This window comes from Burkholderia sp. YIM B11467 (assembly GCF_052952715.1).
The window spans coordinates 381,044-402,462 of the sequence record NZ_JBQVSQ010000003.1 but is presented as its reverse complement, the minus strand read 5'-3'; the positions used below and the strand labels follow the sequence as shown (position 1 = coordinate 402,462).

12 protein-coding genes and 1 pseudogene are annotated in these 21,419 nt (G+C 61.0%); 7 read left to right on the top strand and 6 right to left on the bottom strand.

Annotated elements, in window-relative coordinates:
- Positions 1 to 2: 2 nt before the first annotated feature.
- The 4 genes from ACTRWB_RS13875 to ACTRWB_RS13860 form a co-directional block, all read right to left on the bottom strand.
- A complete protein-coding gene (locus ACTRWB_RS13875; RefSeq protein ID WP_446902226.1) occupies positions 3 to 1,037 on the bottom strand; it encodes an iron ABC transporter substrate-binding protein in 1,035 nt (344 codons plus the stop codon).
- A 72-nt stretch (positions 1,038 to 1,109) separates the two neighbouring features.
- A complete protein-coding gene (gene efeB, locus ACTRWB_RS13870; RefSeq protein WP_446902225.1) occupies positions 1,110 to 2,417 on the bottom strand; it encodes an iron uptake transporter deferrochelatase/peroxidase subunit in 1,308 nt (435 codons plus the stop codon).
- A gap of 11 nt (positions 2,418 to 2,428) precedes the next feature.
- Entirely contained in the window at positions 2,429 to 3,562 is a 1,134-nt protein-coding gene (locus tag ACTRWB_RS13865) for a hypothetical protein (RefSeq protein WP_129513864.1), read from the bottom strand.
- A gap of 67 nt (positions 3,563 to 3,629) precedes the next feature.
- Complete coding sequence (locus ACTRWB_RS13860; protein ID WP_446902224.1) at positions 3,630 to 5,096, bottom strand: carbohydrate porin; 1,467 nt, start codon at positions 5,094 to 5,096, stop codon at positions 3,630 to 3,632.
- A gap of 918 nt (positions 5,097 to 6,014) precedes the next feature.
- On the opposite strand from ACTRWB_RS13860, the gene ACTRWB_RS13855 reads away from it, so the two are divergent.
- From ACTRWB_RS13855 to ACTRWB_RS13845, 3 genes are all read left to right on the top strand, one after another.
- Positions 6,015 to 7,589 carry a tetratricopeptide repeat-containing glycosyltransferase family protein gene (locus ACTRWB_RS13855; protein ID WP_446902223.1) on the top strand — a complete coding sequence of 525 codons (1,575 nt, stop codon included), beginning with the start codon at positions 6,015 to 6,017 and terminating at the stop codon, positions 7,587 to 7,589.
- A 560-nt stretch (positions 7,590 to 8,149) separates the two neighbouring features.
- Entirely contained in the window at positions 8,150 to 8,287 is a 138-nt protein-coding gene (locus ACTRWB_RS13850) for a hypothetical protein (RefSeq protein ID WP_446902222.1), read from the top strand.
- A gap of 244 nt (positions 8,288 to 8,531) precedes the next feature.
- On the top strand, positions 8,532 to 8,702 hold the full coding sequence (locus tag ACTRWB_RS13845) for a hypothetical protein (RefSeq protein WP_446902221.1): 171 nt from the start codon (positions 8,532 to 8,534) through the stop codon (positions 8,700 to 8,702).
- A 91-nt stretch (positions 8,703 to 8,793) separates the two neighbouring features.
- On the opposite strand, the gene ACTRWB_RS13840 is transcribed toward ACTRWB_RS13845, so the two are convergent.
- Positions 8,794 to 9,504 carry a response regulator transcription factor gene (locus ACTRWB_RS13840; RefSeq protein ID WP_343493045.1) on the bottom strand — a complete coding sequence of 237 codons (711 nt, stop codon included), beginning with the start codon at positions 9,502 to 9,504 and terminating at the stop codon, positions 8,794 to 8,796.
- A gap of 479 nt (positions 9,505 to 9,983) precedes the next feature.
- Between ACTRWB_RS13840 and ACTRWB_RS13835 the strand changes: the two genes are divergently transcribed.
- From ACTRWB_RS13835 to ACTRWB_RS13825, 3 genes and pseudogenes are all read left to right on the top strand, one after another.
- The gene (locus ACTRWB_RS13835; protein WP_419686408.1) at positions 9,984 to 10,292 is read left to right on the top strand and encodes an H-NS histone family protein; all 309 of its coding nucleotides are present in this window, start codon (positions 9,984 to 9,986) and stop codon (positions 10,290 to 10,292) included.
- A gap of 700 nt (positions 10,293 to 10,992) precedes the next feature.
- A pseudogene (locus tag ACTRWB_RS13830) lies at positions 10,993 to 17,334 on the top strand (YadA-like family protein); the annotation flags it as partial.
- Positions 17,335 to 17,447: 113 nt separating this feature from the next.
- The gene (locus ACTRWB_RS13825; protein WP_446902220.1) at positions 17,448 to 18,251 is read left to right on the top strand and encodes an EAL domain-containing protein; all 804 of its coding nucleotides are present in this window, start codon (positions 17,448 to 17,450) and stop codon (positions 18,249 to 18,251) included.
- A gap of 167 nt (positions 18,252 to 18,418) precedes the next feature.
- Here ACTRWB_RS13825 and ACTRWB_RS13820 read toward each other — a convergent pair whose 3' ends face one another.
- On the bottom strand, positions 18,419 to 19,102 hold the full coding sequence (locus ACTRWB_RS13820) for a GntR family transcriptional regulator (RefSeq protein WP_129513869.1): 684 nt from the start codon (positions 19,100 to 19,102) through the stop codon (positions 18,419 to 18,421).
- Positions 19,103 to 19,849: 747 nt separating this feature from the next.
- Between ACTRWB_RS13820 and ACTRWB_RS13815 the strand changes: the two genes are divergently transcribed.
- Positions 19,850 to 20,638, top strand: coding sequence for a response regulator transcription factor (locus ACTRWB_RS13815; RefSeq protein ID WP_446902374.1), 789 nt, complete (start codon positions 19,850 to 19,852; stop codon positions 20,636 to 20,638).
- Positions 20,639 to 21,419 lie beyond the last annotated feature (781 nt).

Below are 21,419 nucleotides of genomic sequence, written 5' to 3'. Positions count from 1 at the left end.
GGTCAGAGCAGGCCGGCCTGGCGCAGCAGCTTGCCGGCCTGGCTGTCGTCGCCGAGCTGTTCGAACGTCAGCGCCGGCGGGCTTAGTTCGTTGAACGGCTTCAGGATCGGGTCGGGTGCGACGCCCGGGTGCAGCGGATACTCGAAGCTGATGTGGCCGCCCGCCATCAGTTTCTGCGCGCGCTCGCTGACGAGATACGCGACGAACTTCTGCGCGTCGGCCTGGTGCTTCGACGCTTTCAGCACCGCGGCGCCCGACACGTTCACGGCCGCGCCTACGTCGTGATTGCCGAAGTGGTGGATCGCGCTCTTCGTCGACTTGTCGCCGAGCTCGGCGTGCAGGCGGTCCCAGTAGTAGTTGTTGATGATGCCGGTCAGCACGCCGCCGCGGTTCACGGCCGCCGTCACGCCTTCGTCGTCGTCGAAGATCTGCGCGTTGGTCTTCAGCCCCTTCAGCCATTGCAGCGTCGCGGCTTCGCCGTGCAGCGCGAGCACCGCGCTCACGAGCGGCAGGAAGTCCGCATCGCTCGGCGCGACGCCGACCTTGCCTTTCCATTCCGGCTTCGCGAGATCGAGCAGTGACGCGGGCAGCTGCTGCGGCTGGAGCTTCGCGGTGTTGTAGACGAGCACGTTTTCGCGCGCGAGCACGCCGACCCAGTTGCCGTCGGCCGGGTTGAAGCGCGCGGGCACCGCTTGCAGCGCGGCGCCGTCGGTCTTCCCGAGCAGGCCCTTGCGGTCGAGCAGCACGAGCTCGGGCGAATTCTCGGTGAAGTACACGTCGGCCGGCGTACGATCGCCTTCCGCGACGATCTGCGCGGCGAGCGCCGGGCCTTCGCCCGAGCGCACCTTCACGGTGATGCCGCTCTGCGCTTCGAAGTCCTTGACGAGCTGGTTGACGACTTGCTCGTGCTGCGCGTTGTACAGCGTGAGCGTCGCGGCATGCGCGTGCGAGACGTGCAGCGCGCCGGTCAGCATGAGCGCGGCGGCGGCCGCGGAGATCAGGTGCCGCAGCGGGCGGCTAACGGGTGAAGTGTTCATGTCGTCGTCGTGAGTTGCATCCGGGCGGCCCGGAAAAATGAGTGCGTTGCGTGTCGTTGCGTCGTCGTGTCGTTACGCTTCGAACAGCGCCGCGCCGATATACGAACCGGGTTGCGCGCCCGGCGGACACGCGAAGATCGCGCTGCCGACGTGCGTGGTGAACTGGTTCATGATGTCCAGCTTCGCGAGCTTCTCGTTGATCGGAATGAAGCCCTTGCGCGGGTCGCGCTGGTGCGCGACGAACATCAGCCCCGCGTCGTACTCGGTCTGCTGGCGCCACGGCGGCCAGCGCTCGATGTAGAAGTTCGCGCTGTCGTTGTACGAATACGCGCGACGCAGGATCTGCGCGCCGTTGTTCAGTTGCGGCGATGCGAGACGCGCGTGCGCGTTGTCGGGGATCACCGAATTGCCGTCCTTGTCGACCGCGTCGAGGTCGAGCGCTTCGAATTCCTGCTTGCCGCCGAGCGGCGCGCCGCTGTACTTCTTGCGGCCGAACACCTGCTCCTGGAAACCGAGCTCGGTGTTGTCCCAGTGTTCGAGCGTGATGCGGATGCGGCGCACGACCGTGTAGGTGCCGCCGTTCATCCACGCCGGGCCTTCGCTGCCGGCCCACACGAACTCGTTCATCGCGGCCGGGTCGTCGCGCGACGGGTTCATCGTGCCGTCCTTGAAGCCCATCAGGTTGCGCGGCGTCTCGCCTGGCTTGCCGGATGTGAAACCGGCCTGGCCCCAGCGCATCTGCACGGCGTTGCCGCCGAGGCGCACGAGCTGGCGCACCGCGTGGAACGCGACCTGCGCGTCGTTCGCGCACGCCTGGATGAACAGGTCGCCGCCGGTCTTCTCCGGAATCAGCTGGTCGCCGTTGAAGCGCGGCAGGTCGACGAGCGCGGCCGGGCGCTGTTTCGCGAGGCCGTAGCGGTCCTTGCCCGCGACCGCGAACAGGCCAGGCCCGAAGCCGAACGTGATCGTCAGCCGCGACGGGCCGATGCCGAGCGCGTCGCCCGAGTCGGCCGGTGCCACGTCGTCGCCGCCAGTCGCCGGCAGCGGCTGCGCGGTGTCGCCGTGCGTCAGGCGCGCGGCCGCGTCGGTCCACGTCTTCAGCAGCGCGATCACGTCCGCGCGCTTGGTCGTAGCGAGGTCGAGCGCCGCGAAATACGCGTTGCGCTGCTGCGGCGTCGTGATGCCGCTCTGGTGCTTGCCGTAGAACGGCTCGAGGTCGTTGTCGTGCGCGTGCGCATCCGGCGCGGCCGGGGCGGCTGCATCGGCTGCGTGCGCGGCCGGCATCGCGCCCGCTGCGAGGCCCGCGGCCACCGCCGCGCCGCCGGCCTTCAGGAAGCCGCGGCGCGCGGGGCGCGACGGCGGGTTCAGATCGTCTGCCATGGTCGGCTCCGTTACTTCGCGAGCATCAGCGTGTTGACGTCGTCCTGGACGTAATAGAAACCGTCGCCGGCCGGCGTCATCGCGATCCCGAACAGGTCGCCGTTACCGGGCGGCGATTGCGCCTTGTCGGTGTCGATCCAGCGCGCATAGAGCTGCTTGCCGGCGACCGGATCGATCTCGACGACCTGGCCATTCAGCGCGTTGGTCGCGAGCAGATGGCCGTTCGGCGCGGTCGCGAGTGCGAGCGGGCGGCGCAGGAAGCCGTCGGCCGTGACCTGGCGGCCGACACCCGCGCTCGTGTCGCGCGTGAGCGGATCGTCGATCTCGACCACCCGGTTGCCGATCGCGTCCGACACGTACAGCTTCTTCTGGTCGCCGGACAGCGCGAGGCCCGTCGGGCCGACGAGGAACACGCCCTTGTCGGCCTGCGCGCCGAGGCCGCTCGCGACGACCGTTTCCTGCTTGATCGCGGGCGGCTTGCCGGCGGGCACGTCGAGGTCGAGACGCAGCACGGTCGCCTGCTTGTAGACGGGCGGGTTGCCGTCCGCACCGCCAACGCCGAAGCCGGCCATGCTGACGAACAGCGTCGCGCTGTCGCCGCGGTCGACCACGGCCATGTTGCCCCACGGGTCGTTGATGTTCGGGCTCGACCACGTCGAGGCGACCTTGCCTTGCGGATCGAGCACGATCAGGCAGCCCGCGCCTTTCGTCGACGTCGTGCCGTCGTTGCTCGGCGTGCTGCCGACGATCACCCAGCCCGACTTCAGCATCGTCATCGCGGTCGACAGGCCGACGCCGCCCGGGCATGCCTTCAGGTCGCGCGGAATCGTCGCGAACAGGCTCATCTGCTTGGTCGACGGGCGGTAGTTGACGATCGTGCTGCCGGTACCTTGCAGGTTCGCCGCGTTGTTGAAGTTGTCGACGAGCACGTCACCTTCCTGGATCGTGCCGGCCGACACCGGTGCGACCGCGATCGCGTACGGGTTCTGGTCGCCGTTGTCGGGCACCGTGTTGACGAGCAGCGAGTGGCGATGGAGTGTCTCGAGGAAGCCTTGCGGCTCGGCGAACGCGCCGGCGGCGGCCGTCAGCGCGACGGCGGCCAGTGCGCCCGTCGCGAGGCGGCGAAGCGGGGCGGATTGATTCATCTGGGTCTCTCCTGGGGGACGCGCCGCCGCGGCGGCGCGTGAAAAACGGGTAGCGTGGGCGCGGTGCTCAGAACGTGATGGTCGTGCGCGCGCCGAGCACGAACGTGTTGCGCAGCGGCTGGGTCGCGTCGCTCGGGTTCTGGCCGGCACCGGCATTGAACGTGTACTGCGCGTCGGCCTGGATCACCCACCACGGGTTGACCTGGTACTGGTAGGTCGCCTCGACGGTCGTCTCGCGGGTGCGCACGCCGTACGGGCCCGTCGCCAGCGCCTGCGCGGTCTGGTCGAGGTCGGTCACGTGGTTGCCGACCTGGATGTACGTGACGCCGAGGCCGACGCTGTCGTTGTCGCGGCCTTCGAACGGCGCCTTCAGCACGACGCCCGCATTGGCCGAGAAGCTCACCAGGTTGCGGTCGCCGGGGGCGCCCATCACGCGTGCGAACACGCCGAGGCTGCGCGGGCCCGTCGGGTCCGGGCGCCAGATCATCTGGTCGGCCACTGCGTAGAAGCTGTAGTCGCCGTGGTGCTGCTGCGCGCTGCCGTTCGATGCGGGATCCGAGAGCGACAGCCCGTCGGTGCCGACGTTCTGGTCCGCGAAGCGGCCGTTGTGATACCAGACGCCAACCTTGTAGGTGCCCGGCAGCCCGTTCGAGCGGCCGGTGTCCATTTCGCCGTCGGACGGCTGGTTCAGCGCGTACTGCAGCTCGCCGATGTAGAGCGCGCCGTTGTGCAGGTTGAAGTTCGTGCCGCTCAGGTTGTTCGGGTTGTTGCCGAGCGGATCGCCGTCGAACACGCCCGCGAGCGCGGTGAGCTTCGGCGTGATCTGCGCGCGCACGCGCACGCCGAGGCCGGCGAGCGGATAGGCGGGGCCGCCATTGGGCAGGTCGTACGACGGCAGCGCGGGCCAGCCGAACATCGTGTTGACGAACGTGTTCGCATACGTGCTGACCATGAATTCCTGGTCCAGGCTCTGCTGGCCGATCTTCACGTCGACGCGCTTGTCGAGGAACGACTGCTGGTACCACAGCTCCCAGAGGCGCGTCGTGCCCTGCGCCTCGATGCCGCTCGCGGTGTTGAGCGTGCCGAGATTCCGCGCGCTCAGGTTGGTGCCGTGGATCTGCAGCGCGCTGACGTTGAACGTGCCGCCGGGCAGGCCGATCGCCTTCTGCGTATCGACCGTCAAAGTCGCCGTCGTCAGCCCGTCGTACGCGCCGCCGCGATTCAGGCCGCCGCGCAGGTTCGCGAGATATTCGCTGGTTTCGGTGATCTGCAGCGTCGCGCCGTACTTGCCGAGCCACGGGCGGATGCCGCCCATGTCGCCGAGCAGGCTCTGGCGGCTCCAGATGCCGGTCCACATGTTGGTCGGCTTTGCCTGGATCGCGAGGTCGGCTTCGGGCGCTTCGGGCTGCGCGTCGACCGGCGTGTCGGCGAACGCGGCGCCGCTCGCGAACGACGCGCAAGCGAGGACGGCCGCACAGGCGGCGGGGCGCATCCGGACGCGGATGCGGTCTCCGTGGAACGACACAAACTTCATATCAAACCCCTGGTTTTCTTAGTCTGGAGTCCTGCTTTTAAGGCGCTATCCGAACGCTCGGCGCCGATTGGCCAGGGCACAAAGATGAACGCAACGCGGCGCATCGTAGGAGTGTCGAATGGGAAAGTCAATGTAAACGAGAATGATTCGCATCTAAATTACTGAATGTAATCCGATGGCTTACGGGTTTTATGCGGGCGTCGTTTACCGCAGAGGTAAAACGTAAAGATCGATGTAATGAAAATGAATGGTGTTGCGCGGACCGATGGATACGAGCGGAAGGGCGCAAGGGGGCGTCCGGCAAGCGCGAAGGCGGTGTTGCTGCGCGTCGGATCGACGCCGGCACGGGTTCTTTGATGGGGTGTCGTTGGGCTGCAGGTCCGGCCGGTTAGCGCGCTTCGCGGTTTTGTTTTGAAAGGGGGCTTTTGTTGTTTTCGCGCGTTTTTACCGCTGTCGCTGTCGTGACTCATGCAACTTCGAACCGGTCATGTTGCCGATATGACGCCTTCCGGTGGGGGCGCATCGCTCGTTGAACCCGTTTTGGGGGCGGCGGTGTCCACGGCAGCGATGTTGAGGCCATGGTGCTACTCGTCATTTCGTGGGGTCAGGAGATCTGATGTGGTCAATATTCCTAAATGTGACAATCGTTCAGATCTCGCCGCATACCGGCGAGTAGCATTGCAATTGCGCTGTCCACTAGAGCGCAAACCCTCGGATTTTCGCCAAGCTCGCGCTTGGCGTTTTTTTCTCATCGTGGAGGGCAGTGGGCGGGATTCCCTTGGACGGTGTTCGGCCACGACCGATCTCTGGATATTGTTTGTTCGGTATTGAGGCGATAGTGGATATCCATCATCCATATCGCGATTCCGGACTGCGCTGCGGAACGTTCACTACCGTGGGTGGCTGATCGGGGTTCCTATGGAAACGAATATCGACGATATCCAGTTGTGCTATGACAAGGCCATCGAGGCTTATCACGCTGGCCAGCCTGAACGCGCTCTTCGGCTGGTCGAAGACGTTCTGAAGGAGTACCCGTCAAGCGGTGATGTCCTGCATCTGAGAGGGCTGATCGCTTTTTCATTGGGTAAGGCTGAGGATAGGGCTGAGGAGGCGGAGGACTGGTTCAAGAGGGCTATTGATGCGTCTCCCAATGCCGTCTTCTACAACAGCCTGAGCGTGGTGCAAACACGATTGAGGGCATTTTCGCAGGCGGCAGCAAGCGCGCGAAGCGGTCTGGCGTTTGCCGAAGATCACCAGCCGGATCTGGACACTTCGAAGTTGTTGTACAACCTGTGTCTGGCTTTGGTGCTGGACGAAAAGCCGGAAGACGGCATCGATATTTGTCGACGCACGATTGAACGAAATCCGGCACGTTCGGATGCCCATAGCTATATGGGCGTGTGCCTCAGCCTGTTAGGCGAGACCGACCTCGCAATCAGTTCGTATCGTCGAGCAATCGAGTTGGATCCCAAAAATCTCGTAGCCTGCGGCAACCTTGGATATGCATTGCTTCGCGCCGGTGAATATAGGGAGGCCTGGCCATACTTCGAACACCGGTGGGTAACCATGCTGGCGGGCGATTCGTATCCGGGGGCCAAGTACCCGGCTTTGCCGATCCGTCGGTGGCAGGGGCAAGGGCTGCCGCCTGGCGAAAACCGCCTGCTCGTTCTGGCCGAGCAGGGATTGGGCGATACGTTGCATTTTTGTCGATATCTCGAAATGGTGCTTCGGCAATTCACGGCAGTTGGCCTTTTATGCCCGAAACCACTGCGCCGGCTGCTGACTGATTCGCTCTGCTCTCGGTGGCCAAATCTGACACTGCTCGACGACAAGCCATTCGACGCGCTTCAGTGGGACTGGTATTGCCCGCTCCTGTCGCTGCCGATGGCCTTCGGAACGCAAGTAGACAACATTCCCGCCGATCTGCCTTATTTGTACGCGAATCGGCGACGGTCGCGAAAATGGTCATCGAAGGTGGCGAAGTTGCAGCCTGGCACCTTGCCACGCATCGGGGTGGTCTGGGCGGGAGGGCATTCGGGCACGCCCGATGATCGCCGGCGTAGTATCGATCTGGATACGATGGCGCCATTGCTTGCGTGGCCTCACGCGCACTGGATCAGCTTGCAGAAGGCGGATGACATTTCGAAAGAGCTTTCTCACGAGAAGTATCCACACGTAGTCGACTGGATGCACGAGGTGAGGGATTTTGCCGATACAGCGGCCCTCATCGACGCGCTGGATCTTGTCATTTCCGTTGACACCGCGGTCGCTCATCTGGCCGCAGCCATGGGGAAGCGCGTGTGGTTACTGAACCGGTATGCGGGCTGCTGGCGCTGGTTGCGCAACCGCGATGATAGTCCGTGGTATCCCGGCATGCGAATCTTTACCCAGACCACGCGCGGAAACTGGACCGAGGTAATCGAGCGCGTTTTGTCTGAACTGGAGTTCAACGCTAAGGCTTTGTCGGCGGAGAGGGCGTATCGGCGCGACTAGTCGACCAAATGGAGCAAACGGAACCGTCTCCTGGGCCATTCCGGCCCGCGGCTTTCGGGCATTTCAGGCGACCGTGTCGGGCAACTGCCGGCCAGTTGTGGCCGGGCGACACAAACGCGTGAACCGTCGAGAGTCCGCTCCGATCTGATGATGCTTCGGTATCTTGGGTGAAGTCGGATTTTTCACTGATTACTCTGCATTACTGATTAATTGAATGGTGAGAAATTGAAGCTGACCTATTCTCCGAAGATCAACGACGAACCTCTTTGTGGGCAACAAGTGATATCGCCGCGGATGCGTTCAGGGATCGCCGAAAGGCTCGGTTCGCCATCGGGACTCGAGATAGTCAACGACCGATGCGCCTCGTCATGGCAATGGCAACTTCAGCGCGATCGACGGCATCAACGGCGACGCGACCGTCACCAGGACGCATTCTGTGGCCGGTCATCGGGCGATCGAATCGCGTCGAGCCTTCCGGGTGTGATTCGAGTGTCCGTGCACGGTCGCCCGAGCGGCTCGATCGGTGCATTCGGTCAAACGATGCAGGGGGGAGCGCAGAAATGAATAAAGCAATGCTCGGGATGTGCGGTCTTCTGATCTGCGGGCTTGTCGTGACGCTGGTGGTCGTCCTCGAAACGGTACCGAAACCGCGGGCGACAATCACGCAGGCCGCGGCCAAGCCGGTGAAGGTGAGGTGAGTATGCGTGTTCTGTTGACATTGTGGGGGAGCGCGATTGCGCTGGCCGTCTGCGTGGCCTGGCTAGCCGATCGCCCCAAACATGGCGAGCCCATGCCACTTGCGTCTCGACTGATTCAAGGCTCGACGAAGCCGATCATCAGGCCGCCGCGCGAGCAGGCTCGGTAACGGCGGCTCGTGCAGTCTCCCGTGCCGGTCACGATCGTACCGATGCCAGAGACGACGTTCCGATGTGAGGTTGAAAAATGCGACATTCCCTGTATCGAATTCTGAGCGTCACGGCGCTCGCTTGGAAATTGGCGGTACCAGCAGAGAGGGAAACCATGGTCAACGGCGCGTCGATCACCGATGCCGGCTGCCGTATCGTGCAACCAGCACATGGTTTGCGCGGCGGTCAGGGTGACGCCATTTCCTGACTGCAAGCCCCTCAGTGCTCACCCGGCAGGAACGGCGCGTGACAGTTTCTCGGTCACGTAGGGTTGTCTTTGGCGCGGATGACGGCAGCCGCTATTCCGCATCGTGCGTGTGGTTGGGATCGAGCAACTCCAGCCGATAACCGTGATTGTAGACAGCGCGAAGCCGAACACCGTTTTCGGGGCCGATACGCATCTTGGATCGAACACGATAGATGTGCGTGTCGAGCGTGCGGGAAATATGGTCGCTATGGCGCCCCCAGATCGACTTGATCAGCGCGTCTCGCGGCATTGCGCGGCCACAATTCTGAAATAGCGCTACGGCAACTGTGAACTCTCGAGATGTCAGTTTGATCGGCTCGTCGCTCAAGAACGCGGTCTCGGTCACGAGATCCAGACGGTAACGACCAATATTGATCGATGCCGGCTTTGAATTCACCGGATAGGCCCGTCGCAGCAGAGCACGCACTCGTGCGATCAATTCATGGCGACGGATGGGCTTGACCATGTAGTCGTCGGCACCTGCCTCGAGTGCGACGACGAGCTGGTCCTCGCGCACACGATTCGTCAGGAACAGCACGGGGAGATCTCTGCCGATTCGTGTGCGAATCCAGGCGAGGACTTCCAGTCCGGAGATATCCGGCAAGTTCCAGTCAAGCACGACCAGATCGACGGTGTCGGTTTCGAGGAAACGGATGGCCTCTGCGCCCGCGGTGGCGCTCCGTACATCGAATCCCTCGGCGATCAGTGTGTCGCGGAGAAGCGCCGCCTGTGCTGGCTCGTCGTCAACGGCAAGAATTTTCATTGGCACCATCTTTCATCGTGTTGCTCGAATCCGCGCATGCCTGCTTGCATTGGAGCTGATTGACTTTTTCGAATGTTTTGAAAGGAAATTGCAATGATCTGATTTGATTCCTCGTGGCCGGGTAGCAGGTCTGATTTGCGTAATAGAGTGGCATTTCTCGACAGTCTTTTTGTCAACTTTTATGAACGAATTGGATCAATTGGGGATCGATTAATGTGTGACAAATGTTGTCAATCGATGCTCGTCGCGGATATACGATGCGACATATGGATTGTTGAAGCAGGTGTAGGGTCCGCTCCGGATGTTTTTGTGGCTGGAATTGTGCATGGGGCAGTGCGGCAAATAACGATTGGCTGTCGTTGACGTTGTGATTCAGCCGCGACAAGTAACGAAGAATGGAGCGAGTCGCGTGATGTTTTCTGGTTGTCGACTCGATCGACATTTTTCTTGATGACAAATGGCGGTTTGTAATTATCTCAATGAGCAAGCTGGAGTCGTATCGAGAGTATCTTGATACAAAATCGAAACTGGAATCTCGGATCGCTGAGGAGCGACGAATTGCCATGGAGGCGATTTTGCTCGAGATCAAGTATTGCGTTCGAGAGTTCGGTTTTGTTCCAGAGGATATTTTTACTGTCGATGTCCTGCGGCAGGCGACCAAACGGCGGCCGCGCTACTTCGATCCTGTCAGTGGCGCGACGTGGTCAGGGGTAGGGCGTGCGCCCGAGTGGATTCGCGACAAGGATCGCAAGCAGTTCGAGATATCCAGTTCTAATCGTGAAGATTGAGGCGCTCGATCTCGCGGTGAAGTGACGGTCGGATGTCCCGCGCCTCCAGGTGTTTGCGTCGCTTGGGGTGCTTCAGGCGGGATCGAAATATAAATGGGCTGTCATGCCAATCGACATGGCAATCCTGGTGCCGCAGTGATCATGGTTGATGTCGTGAGCTGGGGCGCTTCGTTTTATTTGCATTGATGTAATTCAAAAGGCTTCGATTATCCGAGGTGCTTCTGTCGTGGCTCACCTGATAAGGACGGTGGTGCGTCGATACGAGCGCCGGGAAACGTGTGCGCTCAACAAAAATTTATAAATCGCATGTGCAGGAGCTATTGGAATGTCGATCGATTGGCGAGATTGCTCGTCAAGTCGATTGCTCAATGCTGAATGCTATCGAAACAAATTCCGTGATTTTTGAGTAGGTGAAGTGGTGTGTCTGCGGGAAGAGACCAAGCGTCGCTAATACAAGTCATCCAGGAAACGCGAGCAGATGACGGCCGCAGCAAGCGAGGGCAACGCAATACGAATGTCGAGCCGCCGTTCAAAACGAAGGCGGTCTGGGTGCTGAGTGCGGAAGAGCGCAAGTCGTCGGGGACGGGCTTCCCCGCGCGCCAGTCTGCCGGGTTTTTCTTTCACAAGAGCCGCTGCTGTTTTTGGGTGGCAGTGCTGAACGGGTTAGCAGAAGAAGAAGAGGGTCGAAATGAACAAGGTTTACAAGAGCGTCTGGTGCGAGAAGACGGGCACCTATGTGGCCGCGTCGGAAATTGCGACAGGGCGGAAGAAGTCTGGCAGGTCGAGTGTCGCCGTGCGACTGCTGACTGCTGCGGTGCTGGGGGGGGGCGGAATTTTCGCGCCGATCGCTGTGTATGCCGCTGCATTTGTCGTTTGTGGCAATGCAACGACTGGTGCCTTCGGTCCGTCGGGCGTGCAAGCCAGCACCTATAACATGGGCTGCGTCACCGGCAGCGACGTGCTTTTCATGGGCGGCACGTCAGCGGGGCCGGGAAACAATTCGGGCGCTAGCACGTCGTCCACATGGATCACTGTCAACAACGCCACGACGGCAAGTCCGAGCCTCACCGGCTCCGTACCGGGGCAGTCGATCGAACTGTATGCACCGGGAAGCATCATCCTGAATGGCAGTAACGTCAACGTATCCGGTTACAAGATCACCAACCTTGCGAACGGTACCGTTGCCTCCGGCAGCGGGGACGCGGTCAACGGCGGCCAACTGTTTTCGCTGTCGACTTCGACGTCGACCGGCTTGTCGTCGGCCACCAGCTCGATTTCTTCGCTGTCCACGTCGACTTCGACGGGCCTGTCGTCGGCCACCAGCTCGATCACGTCGCTGTCGACTTCGACGTCGACCGGTCTGTCGTCGGCTACCAGCTCGATCGCTTCGCTGTCCACGTCGACTTCGACGGGCCTGTCGTCGGCCACCAGCTCGATCACGTCGCTGTCGACTTCGACCTCGACCGGTCTGTCGTCGGCCGCCAGCTCGATCGCTTCGCTGTCCACCTCGACTTCGACGGGCCTGTCGTCGGCGAATAGCTCGATTTCCTCGCTGTCCACGTCGACGTCGACGGGTCTGTCGTCCGCGAACAGCTCGATCACGTCGCTGTCGACTTCCACGTCGACGGGCCTGTCGTCGGCCAATAGCTCGATTTCTTCGCTGTCTACGTCGACTTCGACGGGCATCAGCTCGCTGTCGACTGGCCTGAGCTCGGCTAACAGCACGGTGTCGTCGCTGTCGACGTCGACGTCGACCGGTCTGTCGTCGGCCAACAGCTCACTTTCGTCGCTGTCCACGTCGACCTCGACGGGGCTGTCGTCCGCGAATAGCTCGATCACGTCGCTGTCGACTTCGACCTCGACCGGTCTGTCGTCGACCAACAGCTCGCTTTCCTCGCTGTCCACGTCGACGTCGACGGGTCTGTCGTCGGCGAACAGCTCGATCACGTCGCTGTCGACCTCGACGTCGACCGGCTTGTCGTCGGCTAACAGCTCGATCTCTTCGCTGTCCACGTCGACCTCGACCGGCATCAGCTCACTGTCCACTGGCCTGAGTTCGACGGATAGCACGGTGTCGTCGCTGTCGACTTCGACCTCGACCGGTCTGTCGTCGACCAACAGCTCGATTTCCTCGCTGTCCACGTCGACGTCGACGGGTCTGTCGTCGGCGAACAGTTCGATCACGTCGCTGTCGACTTCGACGTCGACCGGCCTTTCGTCGGCCAACAGCTCGATTTCTTCGCTGTCCACGTCGACGTCGACGGGCATCAGCTCGTTGTCGACAGGGCTGAGCTCGACCAATAGCTCGGTGTCGTCGCTGTCGACTTCCACATCGACCGGTTTGTCGTCGGCCAATAGCTCGATCTCTTCGCTGTCCACGTCGACCTCGACGGGCATCAGCTCGTTGTCGACGGGCCTGAGCTCGACGGATAGCACGGTGTCGTCGCTGTCGACTTCGACGTCGACCGGTTTGTCGTCGGCCAACAGCTCGATTTCTTCGTTGTCGACTTCGACCTCGACGGGCCTGTCGTCGGCCAATAGCTCGATTTCTTCTCTGTCCACGTCGACTTCAACGGGTCTTTCGTCCGCGAACAGCTCGATCACGTCGCTGTCGACTTCGACCTCGACGGGCTTGTCGTCGGCTAACAGCTCGATCTCCTCGCTGTCCACGTCAACTTCGACGGGCATCAGCTCGTTGTCGACGGGCCTGAGCTCGACGGATAGCACGGTGTCGTCGCTGTCGACTTCGACGTCGACCGGTTTGTCGTCGGCCAACAGTTCGATTTCCTCGTTGTCCACGTCGACCTCGACGGGCCTGTCGTCCGCGAACAGCTCGATCACGTCGCTGTCCACCTCGACGTCGACCGGCCTCTCGTCGGCCAACAGCTCGATTTCTTCGTTGTCGACTTCGACCTCGACGGGTCTCTCGTCCGCGAACAGCTCGATCACGTCGCTGTCGACGTCCACGTCGACCGGCTTGTCGTCGGCTAACAGCTCGATTTCTTCGCTGTCCACGTCGACTTCGACGGGGATCAGCTCGCTGTCGACCGGCCTGAGTTCGACGGATAGCTCGGTGTCGTCGCTGTCGACTTCGACGTCGACCGGCTTGTCGTCGGCCACCAGCTCGATTTCTTCGTTGTCCACGTCGACCTCGACGGGTCTCTCGTCCGCGAACAGCTCGATCACGTCGCTGTCGACTTCGACCTCGACCGGCTTGTCGTCGGCCACCAGCTCGATTTCTTCGTTGTCCACGTCGACTTCGACGGGTCTCTCGTCCGCGAACAGCTCGATCACGTCGCTGTCGACCTCGACCTCGACGGGCCTGTCGTCGGCCAACAGCTCAATTTCTTCGCTGTCGACGTCGACCTCGACGGGCCTGTCGTCGGCCAACAGCTCAATTTCTTCGTTGTCCACGTCGACTTCGACGGGCATCAGCTCGCTGTCGACCGGCTTGAGCTCGACGGATAGCTCGGTGTCGTCGCTGTCGACCTCGACGTCGACCGGTTTGTCGTCGGCCAACAGCTCGATTTCTTCGCTGTCCACGTCGACTTCGACGGGTCTTTCGTCCGCGAACAGCTCGATTTCTTCGTTGTCTACGTCGACCTCGACCGGCTTGTCGTCGGCCACCAGCTCGATTTCTTCGTTGTCGACGTCGACTTCGACGGGCATCAGCTCGCTGTCGACCGGCTTGAGCTCGACGGATAGCTCGGTGTCGTCGCTGTCGACCTCGACGTCGACCGGTTTGTCGTCGGCTAACAGTTCGATTTCTTCGCTGTCCACGTCGACTTCTACCGGGATCAGTTCGCTTTCTACCGGCCTGAGCTCGACCGATAGCACGGTGTCGTCGCTGTCGACTTCGACGTCGACCGGTCTGTCGTCGGCTAACAGCTCGATTTCTTCGTTGTCTACGTCGACTTCGACCGGCATCAGCTCGCTGTCGACCGGCTTGAGCTCGACTAGTAGCTCGGTGTCGTCGCTGTCGACGTCGACGTCGACCGGTTTGTCGTCAGCCACCAGCTCGATTTCTTCGTTGTCCACGTCGACCTCGACAGGCATCAGTTCGCTGTCGACCGGCCTGAGTTCGACCGATAGCACGGTGTCGTCGCTGTCGACGTCGACCTCGACCGGTGTTTCGTCAGCCACCACCTCAATTTCTTCGTTGTACACGTCGACCTCGACAGGCAACAGTTAGCTGTCGACCGGCCTGAGGTCGACCGATAGCACGGTGTCGTCGCTGTCGACGTCGACGTCGACCGGTCTGTCGTCGGCCACCAGCTCGATTTCTTCGCTGTCGACCTCGACCTCGACGGGCCTGTCGTCGGCCAACAGCTCAATTTCCTCGTTGTCCACGTCGACTTCGACCGGCATCAGCTCGCTGTCGACCGGCTTGAGCTCGACGGATAGCTCGGTGTCGTCGCTGTCGACCTCGACGTCGACCGGTTTGTCGTCGGCCAACAGCTCGATCTCTTCGCTGTCCACGTCGACCTCGACGGGTCTCTCGTCGGCCAATAGCTCGATTTCTTCGCTGTCCACGTCGACTTCGACGGGGATCAGCTCGCTGTCGACCGGCCTGAGCTCGACCGATAGCACGGTGTCGTCGCTGTCGACCTCGACGTCGACTGGACTGTCGTCGGCCACCAGCTCGATTTCTTCGCTGTCCACGTCGACCTCGACGGGCATCAGCTCGCTGTCGACCGGTCTGAGTTCGACTAATAGCTCGGTGTCGTCGCTGTCGACTTCGACGTCGACCGGTTTGTCGTCGGCCAACAGCTCGATCTCTTCGTTGTCCACGTCGACTTCAACGGGCATCAGCTCGCTGTCGACCGGTCTGAGTTCGACTAATAGCTCGGTGTCGTCGCTGTCGACTTCGACGTCGACCGGTTTGTCGTCGGCCAACAGCTCGATCTCCTCGTTGTCCACGTCGACTTCAACGGGCATCAGCTCGCTGTCGACCGGGTTGAGCTCAACTGACAGCACGGTGTCGTCGCTGTCGACTTCCACGTCGACGGGCTTGTCATCGGCCAACAGCTCGATTTCTTCGCTGTCCACGTCGACTTCGACGGGGCTCTCGTCCGCGAACAGCTCGATCACGTCGCTGTCGACTTCCACGTCGACCGGCTTGTCGTCGGCCAACAGCTCGATCTCCTCGCTGTCCACGTCGACTTCAACGGGCATCAGCTCGCTGTCGACCGGCCTCAGCTCGACCAACAGCTCGGTGTCGTCGCTGTCGACCTCGACATCGACCGGTTTGTCATCGGCCAACAGCTCGATCTCTTCGCTGTCCACGTCGACTTCGACGAGCATCGGATCGCTGTCCACCGGCCTCAGCTCGACCAACAGCACGATCCTGTCGCTGTCGACCTCGACGTCGACCGGCATCGGCTCGCTGTCCACGGGACTCAGCTCGACCAACAGTTCGATGACGTCGCTGTCCACGTCGACCTCGACCGCGATTGAAGCCGCGAAAACGCATTACTACAGCGTCAACGACGGTGGTACGCAATCGGCGAACTACGCCAACAGCGCCGCGACCGGCCTCTACTCGCTGGCCGCCGGTGTCGGCGCCAGCGCGGCGGGCGCAAGCAGTGTCGCGGTCGGTTACGGCTCGAACGCGCAATCGAACGGCGCGGTCGCGATCGGTCAAAGCGCTTCGGCAACAGGCGGCAAGGCCGTGTCGATCGGCTCCGGTAACACCGCGAGCGGCGACGGCGCGGTTGCGATCGGCGACCCGAGCGTCGCGACGGGCACCGGCGCAGTCGCGATGGGTGCAAACGACACGGCGACCGGCACCGGCGCAGTGGCGCTCGGCAACGCGAGCACGGCAACCGGCAACAGCGCGCTGGCATTCGGCAGCTCGAGCCAGGCCACCGCGGACAACACGATCGCACTCGGCAACCAGGCCACGGCCAGCGCCATCGGCGCGCAGGCCTACGGCTCGGGCGCCACGGCCAGCGCCACCAACGCGCTCGCGTTCGGTTCGAACGCCACCGCGAACGTCGCCAACTCGATCGCGCTCGGCGCGAACTCGGTCACCGGCAACGCGGTTGCGGTGTCGAGCGTCACGGTCGGCGGCGTCACGTATCCGGTCTTCGGCACCAGTCCGGTGGGCGTTCTGAGCGTCGGTGCGCCGGGCGCGGAACGCCAGATCACGAACGTCGCTGCCGGCCAGGTCTCGGCCACCAGCACGGACGCGATCAACGGCAGCCAGTTGAACGCGACGAACCAGGCGGTCAACACCCTGTCGACGACGACCGCGACAAACGTCGCATCGCTGTCGACCGGTATCAACTCGCTGTCGACGGGCCTGAGTTCGACCAACAGCAGCGTGTCGTCGCTGTCCACATCGACCTCGACCGCGATCAACACGCTGTCGACGTCGACGGCGGCCGGCCTCAGCTCCCTGTCCACCGGCCTGAGCACGACGAACAACAACGTGGCGTCGCTGTCGACTGGTGTGACGAACATCAACAACCAGTTGAGTCAGCTGTCCACGTTGATGACGACGAATACGACGAACGCTGCCGGCGTCGCGGCCGACATGAACGGTACCGGCTCCGACAAGCCGACCGTCACAGCGGGCTCGAACTCCGTGGCGATCGGTGCGAATTCGACGGACGGCGGGCGCCAAAACGTGGTGTCGGTCGGCAGCGATACGCAGCAGCGCCAGATCATCAATGTGGCGCCGGGTACGCAGGGCACCGACGCGGTCAACGTGAACCAGCTCAATGCAGTGCAGTCGACGTTGTCGACGGCGCTGTCAGGCCAGCAGGCGCAGATCAACTCGCTGGGTTCGCAATTGCAGCAGACCGACCAGATGGCGAAGCAGGGTATCGCGGCCGTCGGCGCGATGGCCTCGATCCCGCAGCTCGATCGCGACGCCAACTTCGGCATGGGCGTCGGTACGTCGACCTTCCTCGGCCAGAAGGCGATGGCGGTCAACATGCAGGCGCGCATCACCGACAACCTGAAGGCGTCGATCAACGGCGGTTTCAGCGGTGGCCAGCGGGTGATCGGTGCCGGCATGCTGTATCAGTGGAAGTAGTCGCGTGTTCATGCACTGACTGACGGAAAGCCCGGGCAGCGGCAAGCCCGGGCGACCCTAAGGCTGTGTCAGCAGGCACTGGAAAATCTGATGTGCGTGCATTGGAGATCGCTTTGGACAGTACGACAGTGCATCGCAATTATGATGATCTTGTCGACGACGCGGAACTTGGGCTGGCCCGGAAAGAATTCTTTTTCGTGTATCAGCCCAAGCTCCGCCTTGAGGCCGGATTGCTGTCCGGGTTCGAGTCGTTGATACGCTGGCATCATCCGGAACATGGTGTGTTGATGCCATCGGCATTCATTGATCTTGTCGAGGATTCGTATCTGACGAGCCAGTTCACTGATTACGTCATGACGGAATCTGCGCGGGTGCTCGCCAGTTGGGCTGCTCGCGGATATGGTGGCCTGTCGCTGTCTGTCAATTTGCCTGCCCGTGAAATTACGCGGCCGGGAGCGGAAAAAAGACTGTCCTCGATTCTCGATTCCCATGCGGTTCGTGCCGGGAATTTTCAAATCGAACTTACGGAATCCATCGACCCGGGTCCAATCGAGACGCTCGCAACTGCCATCGCTTCGATCCGGAACATGGGGGTGAGCGTTGCGATCGATGACTTCGGTTCAGGCTGTTGGTCGCTGACCAAATTGCATCGCCTGGCAGTAGATACGCTCAAGCTGGATCGGTCCTTCATGTGCGATATCCACGAAAATATCGAATCGCGGGCCATGGTGGAAACGCTCGTCGAGCTCGGGCGCCGCTTGAAGAAGCGTGTTGTGATCGAAGGCGTCGAAACCGAGGCTCAGTTCGAGTGGTTGAGGGAGATGACGCCAATTGATTGCCAGGGATATTACATATCCGAGCCCATCCGGGAGGAGCAGGTAGGCGGGTTGATTGAACGGCGCGGAATTCTGTGTTGAATGACGAGTGGTTGTCGACGTCTTGCTCGGTGCTGCTGCTCGACGTCGACGGTAATTCCACCATGTCTGTTCGAGATCGACGGTGTTTTGCCGACATCGCTACGTGCGCGATTGAGCTGGCACGATATATACCTGGTTGCGGGTGTGCTCAATTCATCGAAGGCATATCAGACCGCAGCTCGCGAGTGATACGGTTCAAAATCAAGGGTAAAGCAGTCCCGCGTAAATGCATCAATGTAGTCCATCATCATGTCTGATGCGAGTTCGGCTTCCTGCTCGTCACCATCAGCTACTGCACGCGCGACTCTCACGTGCTGCAGACTTGCCGACGGCAAATTATTCAACCGTTTGTGATACATGAAGTAAAAGCGCCGGGACAACGCATGTAGCGGTGCGATAGCCTCAGCAGCGAACTGATTTCGCGAACATTGAGCGATAAGCTGATTGGCCGCATATAGGCTTCTCAAGTAGTCGACAACGTTTTGTGATTCGCCTGCCGCGTCGAGTTTTTCAACGACGTCGCGGATCTGCTCGCGCTCCTCGGGCGATGCACGCCGTGCAGCGCGCCGTGCGATGAGGCGCTCGAGTTCACGGCGTGTTTCGAGCACGAGCAACTGATCATGAATGTTCGGGACAGTGATCATGATGCCGTGACGCGGCACGATCTGAAGCAGATGCGACGCAGCCAGTCGTTGTGCGGCCTCGCGAACCGGCGTTCTCCCCGTATTGAGCTTCTCCGCGAGGGATGCCTCCGACCAGACACTGCCGGGCGCAAGCTCGAGCGTCACGATCAGTTCTTCGAGTTTCTGGTGAGCCTGTTCGGCAAGGGTGGTACCCGTTAGTCCGTTCATGTGTCCGGTGATCCAGCAGAAAATATTACTAACATATTAGCGTGGTCACCCCCCGTTTTCAACACGCTGTAAAGGGGTCAATGCTGGCGAGCGGGTTTACCCGCTTTGACCTCTGCCACACGTCTCGATATCCTACTGATATGTCAGTAACATCTGAGTGGCATACTTGATGAACGAGTTGGGCCGAAGACACGGCGGCGTCGTGCCGGACACCGATGGATCTGCCCAATTCGCTGATCGCTACCGAGGTCGACATGCGCGTCGCTGATATAGGTGCCAGAGTGCGTGGCACGCTCGTGATGATCTGCTAGCTCGGTGAGTGCGGCTTCACTGGAATTGCATACAACATTCGCGAACGGGTGTTCACCTGCGTGATTGCAGCCGCGGGGCTTCGGATGAATTACCGGCAACCAAAAGCGGCATCACGCGCGAAATGGGGACGCAAAAATCGGCTATCTGCCCGTGGAGGATTCCGATGGGTGCAGCAAGACTTCCACGCTACGCGCCGAGCACGTGCTGTTTGAAATAAAGGGCGCCGAATTTATTTTTTATCGAAATGAGAATGCACGAAAAAAAGTGCAGGTGTCCGCTCGGGTTGTGTTGTATCGGATCGAATGGGTCCGTTGTGAGTTGATGTTGAAGTTTGAGTGAGGAAGATCTCAATCGCTCGGTAGTTGTTAAAAATATTATATTTGTGTCTGCATGTTCGGGCGATCGATTGGAGTGGTCTGAAAATTAATCGTGTCGATGAAGGCTGGGGGTGTTATGAGTATCCTGTTAGTGGAAGGTGATCCGGGTCAGGCGTCAGCATTTGAAAAGGCGCTGCGAGGGTCAAACCGGGAAATTTCGGTGGCGTGCGATAGTGCGCGAGCCGTTCAGTTTCTGAGAAAGAAAGTCGTGGAGCTCGTGGTGCTTGACTGGAGAATCCCGGACGCCAGCGGTCTGAATTTGTTGCACTGGATTCGAGCCAATCTTGGAGACGCGCCCGTCGTTTTGTTTCTGGCCGCGAGAACGCTGGAGGCAGATATTGCCGCTGCGCTGGATGCCGGGGCCGACGAGTACATTGGCAAGCCCTTTCGTGAGATCGAGTTGATGGCTCGAATCAATGCGCTGCTGCGTCGAAGCGGCCGAAATAAAAAAACCGATAATAGAGTCGAGGTTGGGGCGTATGTTGTGAATCCGCTTATGCGCACGATAACCCTGCACGGCAAAAACATCGATTTGACTGCGAAGGAATTTTCCTTGGCGAGTTGCCTGTTCAATAATCTTGGAAACGTAGTCTCCCGAGATTCCTTGTCGACGCTGGCATGGGGGCGGACACTGGATGGCACGTCGCGAAGCCTTGACACGCACATCTATCGACTTCGTCAGAAATTGGCGCTTCGCCCGGAAAACGGCTTTCAATTGAGCGCTGTGTATACGCACGGCTATCGGCTCGATATGGTCGACGATTTCTCGACGGCGGAGAATTTCATGGTCCGTGGCCAGGTCGCGCGAGGTGCGATGACTGAGGGTGCCGCTTCCGCGCTGCTTTAAAAATGCCGCGTGATTCGTCCGGTGAATGAGGGGTGTGCGGCGAAAGCGATCTGCGGTGCTCCTCGTGGTGATTTCGCGAGCGAGATCCTCGTGACCTGACCCTGTGACAAGACGAATTCGATGGGTGGCTGGTCGACGAACAGATCGTCCGGATCTAGCCGGCAGTGCATTTTGACCATTCCGCCAACAGGCGGCTTCGAGGCCGGTTGCTTTCTCACAGGCAACCGGCCGACGTCGCTCGGGAAACGACATTCGTCCTTCCGATCGATGTGTGGCCGATCGGGCGTTCACGATTGCCCGTCGAGCGTCGGCTGAGACGCGGCGAAGAGACCAACTGCTCCGATCCTGAGAGGAGGGCGTCGTGACGCGCTGCCTGCGCGTTGATCGCGAATATATGTTTGCACCCTATTTGTTTCGACAGCGCTTGCTCGGGATGTACGGGAATTCCCGAGGTGTCGCAGCCGCTGCTGCATGGCCATGGCGACGAACCGAACAGGCGACTCCTGCTATCCTCCCGGATACCGCCGCCGTCGCTCGTGGTTTTTGCTAGGCTATTGTTTTTGCACGATATATTTCCGTGGATCCGGCCTCTTCCACGTCGCCTCAAGCCCAATCTCAAGCGAACGAAGCTCAGCGCCGAGCGCCCCCCGCCTGCCCGGAAAAATCCTCCGGATCCCCTTCTTGAATTTGTCAAAACCCGTCCATATAATTAGCACTCGCTGCACGAGAGTGCTAACAATTCTCTGCCGGGCGATTTGCCGGGCAGATTCCCTAAGCGTTC

Coding starts and splice junctions, on each gene's coding strand:
- ACTRWB_RS13865 (WP_129513864.1), bottom strand. CDS start 3,562: ATGAATCAATCCGCCCCGCTTCGCCGCCTCGCGACGGGCGCACTGGCC.
- ACTRWB_RS13820 (WP_129513869.1), bottom strand. CDS start 19,102: ATGAACGGACTAACGGGTACCACCCTTGCCGAACAGGCTCACCAGAAA.
- ACTRWB_RS13860 (WP_446902224.1), bottom strand. CDS start 5,096: ATGAAGTTTGTGTCGTTCCACGGAGACCGCATCCGCGTCCGGATGCGC.
- ACTRWB_RS13855 (WP_446902223.1), top strand. CDS start 6,015: ATGGAAACGAATATCGACGATATCCAGTTGTGCTATGACAAGGCCATC.
- efeB (WP_446902225.1), bottom strand. CDS start 2,417: ATGGCAGACGATCTGAACCCGCCGTCGCGCCCCGCGCGCCGCGGCTTC.
- ACTRWB_RS13845 (WP_446902221.1), top strand. CDS start 8,532: ATGCGACATTCCCTGTATCGAATTCTGAGCGTCACGGCGCTCGCTTGG.
- ACTRWB_RS13835 (WP_419686408.1), top strand. CDS start 9,984: ATGAGCAAGCTGGAGTCGTATCGAGAGTATCTTGATACAAAATCGAAA.
- ACTRWB_RS13850 (WP_446902222.1), top strand. CDS start 8,150: ATGAATAAAGCAATGCTCGGGATGTGCGGTCTTCTGATCTGCGGGCTT.
- ACTRWB_RS13840 (WP_343493045.1), bottom strand. CDS start 9,504: ATGAAAATTCTTGCCGTTGACGACGAGCCAGCACAGGCGGCGCTTCTC.
- ACTRWB_RS13875 (WP_446902226.1), bottom strand. CDS start 1,037: ATGAACACTTCACCCGTTAGCCGCCCGCTGCGGCACCTGATCTCCGCG.
- ACTRWB_RS13815 (WP_446902374.1), top strand. CDS start 19,850: ATGAAGGCTGGGGGTGTTATGAGTATCCTGTTAGTGGAAGGTGATCCG.